This is a genomic window from Paenibacillus timonensis (assembly GCF_022427145.1).
Classification (GTDB): Bacteria; Bacillota; Bacilli; order Paenibacillales; family Paenibacillaceae; genus Fontibacillus; species Fontibacillus timonensis.
Window position 1 is genome coordinate 1 of the sequence record NZ_JAKSXN010000114.1, and the last position, 5,381, is coordinate 5,381.

The 5,381-nt window shown below is 60.0% G+C and carries 5 protein-coding genes; 2 read left to right on the forward strand and 3 right to left on the reverse strand.

Annotation, left to right across the window (positions count from 1 at the left end; genetic code table 11):
* Positions 1-452: 452 nt before the first annotated feature.
* Together MJ257_RS24230 and MJ257_RS24235 are read right to left on the reverse strand one after the other, a co-directional pair.
* The gene (locus MJ257_RS24230; protein WP_240271745.1) at positions 453-1,118 is read right to left on the reverse strand and encodes a hypothetical protein; all 666 of its coding nucleotides are present in this window, start codon (positions 1,116-1,118) and stop codon (positions 453-455) included.
* 60 nt (positions 1,119-1,178) lie between these two features.
* Entirely contained in the window at positions 1,179-2,627 is a 1,449-nt protein-coding gene (locus MJ257_RS24235; protein WP_240271746.1) for an aminotransferase-like domain-containing protein, read from the reverse strand.
* 169 nt (positions 2,628-2,796) lie between these two features.
* Here MJ257_RS24235 and MJ257_RS24240 point away from each other — a divergent pair, with 169 nt between their 5' ends.
* Both MJ257_RS24240 and nfsA read left to right on the forward strand, forming a co-directional pair.
* Entirely contained in the window at positions 2,797-3,414 is a 618-nt protein-coding gene (locus MJ257_RS24240; protein ID WP_240271747.1) for a LysE/ArgO family amino acid transporter, read from the forward strand.
* A 133-nt stretch (positions 3,415-3,547) separates the two neighbouring features.
* Positions 3,548-4,291, forward strand: a complete 744-nt coding sequence (nfsA, locus tag MJ257_RS24245; protein ID WP_240271748.1) for an oxygen-insensitive NADPH nitroreductase — start codon at positions 3,548-3,550, stop codon at positions 4,289-4,291.
* Between the two features lie 84 nt (positions 4,292-4,375).
* Here the strand turns inward: nfsA and MJ257_RS24250 are convergent, their stop codons facing one another.
* Positions 4,376-5,200 (reverse strand): TatD family hydrolase, encoded by an 825-nt coding sequence (locus MJ257_RS24250; RefSeq protein WP_240271749.1) that lies wholly within the window; start codon positions 5,198-5,200, stop codon positions 4,376-4,378.
* Positions 5,201-5,381: the final 181 nt, after the last annotated feature.

Below are 5,381 nucleotides of genomic sequence, written 5' to 3' on the forward strand. Positions count from 1 at the left end.
CTTATTACAACATTTCGCCTCAGAGTGGGCTGTACGGCACAAAAATGTTGCATATTTTGCAACATTTTTGACGAGGCTCGGGGGGCGGACGGAATTTGCGGCACCGCCACCGCCCTCGCTCTGCCTCGAAGCCGTCCGTGCGTAGCTTGCTTCCGCTCGCGCTACTCCCGGCGGTACGATGGCTGGTCAGGTCACTTGCCAGTCCCCGGAGCCAGCACCGCGACCGCTCTAGCCAGTCCCCGGAGCCAGCACCGCGACCGCTCTAGCCAGTCCCCGGAGCCAGCACCGCGACCGCTCTAGCCAGTCCCCGAAGCCAGCCCCGCGACCGCCCTGCCAAGCCTCGGAGCCAGCGCTGCGAAAGCCCTGCCAGTCCCCGGAGCCAGCCCCGGGCCATCCGCTACGTCCCCGCGCCAGTCCCGAGCCGCCTGCACAGGCCGCTGCCGCTTTTTGCCTTAACTGATCCAGGTCATCTCGGATCCAGACAGCTTCCAGGCGCCTTGCTCCAGCTTCAGCGTGATCTTGGCGCCGACGGCGCCATTGCCGGAGCGGTATTTGGAGCCCTCGATCAGGGCGGAGTCTTCGTTAATCTCGACTTTGTCGACGCGCAGGAGCACGCCTTTTAAAGACGGGCTGTTCTGATCCGGATTTTCCTCCTCCATCAGCTGTTCCAGCGTCCGGTCGCGGATTTCGGTGCCGAAGCTTTGCAAGTATTCAATGATATAGGCTTTGTCGTCTTCCGTAAGCTGAGTCATTTCGCTCAGGTCGACGGCGATATAGTTCATTTCGTGGTTCAGCGCTTCGTCCAGCTTCATCATGGCCTCGAACGTCATGGCATATAGCTGTCCGGCCGAACCGTTCATGTCCCCGGCCGAGGCCGCGGGATCCTCGTTCCCGTTCGCCGCTTCCTCTTCTTCCGGGTCCGGCACATTGCCGGTATCCGTTTCCGTATCCCCGGCTTCGCCGGGTGGCGGATCTTGCTCCAGAACAGGCTGTTCGACCGTCGGCGGAGCCGCCGGCTTATCTCCTTCGCCGCTTGAAGAGCAGGCGGCGGCCATGATCAACACGGACACTGCGGCCAGGCAGATCAGGCAGACTCGCAGCCCTTTTCGCAAAAGCATGTGGATTCCCCCTTCGTAGATATTAACGCTCCCGGACGGCAAATAGTTTCCTGGCCTCGCTTAATCCAAGGAACGGACGACTTCGCTCAAACGGGCAATGCCCACTCTCAGCTCATCGGCCTCGGCATAGGCGTAAGAGAGGCGCAAACGGCCGTCCGCCTCGGGGTCGTACAAGTGCCCCGGATTGATCAGGATGCCGGATTTCAGGGCGGCGTCAAACACTTTGCGAGGGGAGGGCGAGCCGTGAAGCTTCAGCCAGATGTAAAACCCTCCCCGCGGCACTTCCCAGTCGGCGATATCTCGGAAATGCCGCTCTAGGGCGTCCAGTGCCGCCTCGCGCCGCAGGCGAAGCGAGGCCCGCAGCTGCTCGAGATGGCGGTCGTACCTGCCGCTCTCCAGCCATTCCGCCGCCATCTGCTGCGAAAGTGCGCTGGAGCCGTAATCGCTTTGCATCTTGATGTCGGCGAGCCGTTCGATCACAGGCTGAGGGCCGGCGACCCAACCGATGCGGAGCCCGGGGCTCAGCGATTTGGACAGGCTGCCGAGATACAGCACGCTGCCGCTGGCGTCATGGGTTTTTAACGGCAAAGGCGGCGGTTCGTCCAGCCATAGTTCGCGGTAGACATCGTCTTCGACGAGGGGCAGGCGGGCGGCCTCACAGACCTCCAACAACTGATGCCGCCGCGCCTCGCTCATGACCGTTCCGCTCGGATTATGGAAGGTCGGAATGGTATACAGCAAGGCACCTGAATATTGCTTGGCGTAGACGGATACCAGATCGGTGCGCAGTCCCTGTTCATCCATCGGCACGCCCCGCAGCTTCATGCCGGCGCTTTGAAACACGGGTACCGAATACAGGTACGACGGCCGTTCGGTCAGTACCGTCGAACCCCGGTGAAGCAGGCCGACGGATATAAGCTGAAGCGCCTGCAGGGCACCGGAGACGATCAGCAGCGACGCCGGTGAAGCGGCGATACCTAGCCGGTTCAGCCGGGCGGCGATCGCTTCCCGCAGCCGCAGCTCCCCGTTCGGCTCGCCATAGCCGAGGTTTGGGGCGCGTTCGGCCATCCGGCCCAGCAGTTCGGCCATCTCGGCCTGCGGCAGCAGATCCGGGCCCATCTCGCCGGTGCCGAGCCTCAGGATGCCCGGCCGGAACTCGGCCCGGTTTATCTCCTGCACCGCCGGCAGATTGGGGTGCTGCACGCCGGCGCTGACGTATTCGTTCCAGTCCGGCGGCGGGGAGGCGGTCAGCACGCCCCAGGTCCGGTTGACGACGCGGGTGCCGCCGCCCCGGTCACCCTGGAGCAGGCCGGCGGCGACCAACTCGTCGAGCGCAGCGACCACCGTGCTGCGGTTGACGCCAAACCGCGCGGCCAGCTCCCGTTGCGACGGAATACGCGTCCCTACGGGCCACTCGCCGCCGGCGATACGGTCGCGAAGATGCTCCATGATCTGGCGATGGAGCGGGATCGGCGAATTTCGGCTGGGACGCCAAGTCGAATGGTTCATGTGGGTAGACCCCCCCTTGATTGCAGGATTGTGGGTTGTTCGCTCGAACGACGTTATTTTCCCCTATTATATCGTTTGGTTGGTTTGAGTTCCATCCAAATGGATGGAGCCAAAACGGGAGCGGCCGGTTACAATAAATTCCGGAGTAGAGACGGAAAGGGGAAAAAGAATGTTAGGTGCAGCGATCCATGGGTTTTTACTGGCGTTTGGCCTGATTTTGCCGCTGGGCGTACAGAACGTGTTCGTGTTTAACCAGGGGGCTGCCGGACGTAAGCTCCGACGGGCTTTGCCGGCCGTACTGACTGCCGCTGTGGGCGATACGATTTTGATTATGCTGGCGGTGTTGGGGGTCTCGGTGCTGGTCTTGTCCTGGTCTTGGCTAAAAATCGCGTTGTTTGCGGCGGGGGCCGTCTTTATGCTATACATCGGCTGGACGATTTGGAGGGACGCGTCAGTCCCGGCTGCCGCCGGGCCGTCCGGGTTGCCTGCCAAGAAGCAGGTGGTATTCGCATTGTCGGTAACGTTCTTGAATCCGCATGCGATTCTGGATACGGTTGGCGTGATCGGGACAAGCTCGCTGGGGTATCCGGGCGGCGCGAAATGGGCATTTACGCTGGCTACGATCATGGTGTCATGGATCTGGTTCTTCGGTTTGGCGCTGGCGGGGAAAACGATCGGAAGCCTGGATCGGGGAGGCGTGCTTCTACGCGGAATCAACCGGGGATCTGCGCTGATCGTTTGGGGGATGGCGATGTACATGTTGTATACCGGGTTAGTCGTCGGCTAGTAGAGGTGCGATGTTTCCGGGATGCGTTGGCTTGCAGGTGCATCTGTTCGTGCAATCAGGGGGTCGCCTTGATCCAAGCGGAGGAAAGTTTCATAATGGGACTAACCTCATGCTAGGAACAGGAGTGTGGAAGATGAACGAGACGATATCAAGGATGATGCAGCATCGTTCGATTCGCAAATACAGCGATCGGCCGGTGACCAAAGATTTGGTGGAACAAATCGTGTCTGCGGGGCAAATGGCCTCCAGCTCCAGCAATGTGCAGGCCTATAGTGTCATCGCGGTGACGGACGCGGCTCGGAAAGCCAAGCTGGCCGAACTTTGCGGGGATCAGGCTTATGTCGCGAAGTGTCCCGTTTTTCTGGTCTGGTGCGCGGACCTGTCAAGGCTCAAACGGGCGGCGGAGCGCCATATCCCATCGCAAGCCACTTACGAAGGCACAACGGAAAACTTTATCGTAGCCACGGTCGATGCGGCGCTGGCGGCGCAAAATGCCGCGGTGGCCGCGGAATCGCTGGGGCTTGGGATCGTGTATATCGGCGGCATTCGCAATCAAAGCGAACAGGTCGCATCGTTGCTTGAACTGCCGCGCCTGGCGTATCCGGTCTTCGGAATGTGCCTGGGTTATCCGGATCAGGACCCGGGATTGCGTCCGCGGCTTCCGCTGCCGGCCGTGCTGCACTGGAACGGCTATGACGCTGCCGGTCAGGATGAGCAGGTGGCCGCCTATGACGAGGTGATGTCGAAGTATCTGCACGAACGGACCGGCGGGACGAAGGACACGCCTTGGTCCGAGCTGATGGCCGAGAAGTTGGCCCAGCCGGCGCGCCTGCATATGCGCGAATTTTTGAGGAAACGCGGTTTTGAATTGAAGTAACGTAAAGAAGCTGTCCTGTCCGGGTCGTGACGACCTGGGGGACAGCTTGTTTTTTCGTAGGGTACCCTTGAGGCTTAGGAGGGGTCACAATCCGTAAAAACGCCGCGTGTTCCGGTACAGCGTCTTTGCCGCTTCTTCCGGGGGGATGCCCTGGAGATTCGCCCAAGCCATGGCGACGTGACTGGTCATGCGCGGATGGGTGATCTGTCCGGCAAACGGTCCCTCGAACGGCCATGGCCCATCGGTTTCGGCCATGACCCGATCGGGAGGGTAGCGCCGGGCCAGCTCTTGGATCTCGTGTTCATAGACGATATCCGGCGTAAACGAGATGGCATAGCCGCGCTCTGCCATGCGTCGGACCGTCGATTCCGAGCCTTTGAACCAGTGGAAGTGAGCCTTGGTGATGCCGTGACGGTCTAGAAGATCGCAGGCCAGGTCGGCATCCTCGTATACCGCATGCAACACGACCGGCTTACCAGTCTCCTTGGCCAGGATCAAAAACTTCTCCAGCAAGTCCACGTAAGGTTCAAGGTCAAACCGGTGTCCTTGCTCCAAAGCCTCTTGTCTAGCATAATAAGGGAGCCCAATCTCGCCTACGGCAATCATGTTGTCGGCATGCCGCTTAATCCAGTCCAACAGCATCTCGATCTCCGGATCCGCGGGGATCGGCTGCTCCGGGTGAAATCCGAACGCCGGACGCACCAGGTTCGGGTGGCGCTCCGCCAAAGCGCGGTTTAGCTTGCAGGAGGCCAGATGCATCGAAACAGCGATCACGGACTCGACTCCGCATCCCGGCAGCTCTTGCAACAGGCGTTCCCGGGTGACCTCGTCATAAAGGTCCAAATGAATATGGGCGTCGATCAACGGGATATGGATTTCCAAAGGCAAACCATGAAGAACGCAGGACATCTCACCAGACCCTTTCCGAAAACAGGTTGCCAACATGTCTTTATTATACCTGTTTTTTCGTGCGCCGTTCAGCGGTTTTCGCGGCTTTCCTTCACTTTTTTGCTTAGGGGAACGTATCAAGGGAATGGTTTTTTATTACAGCCGAACAGACCATGTCGTACAATAACAATTATGCGACAAA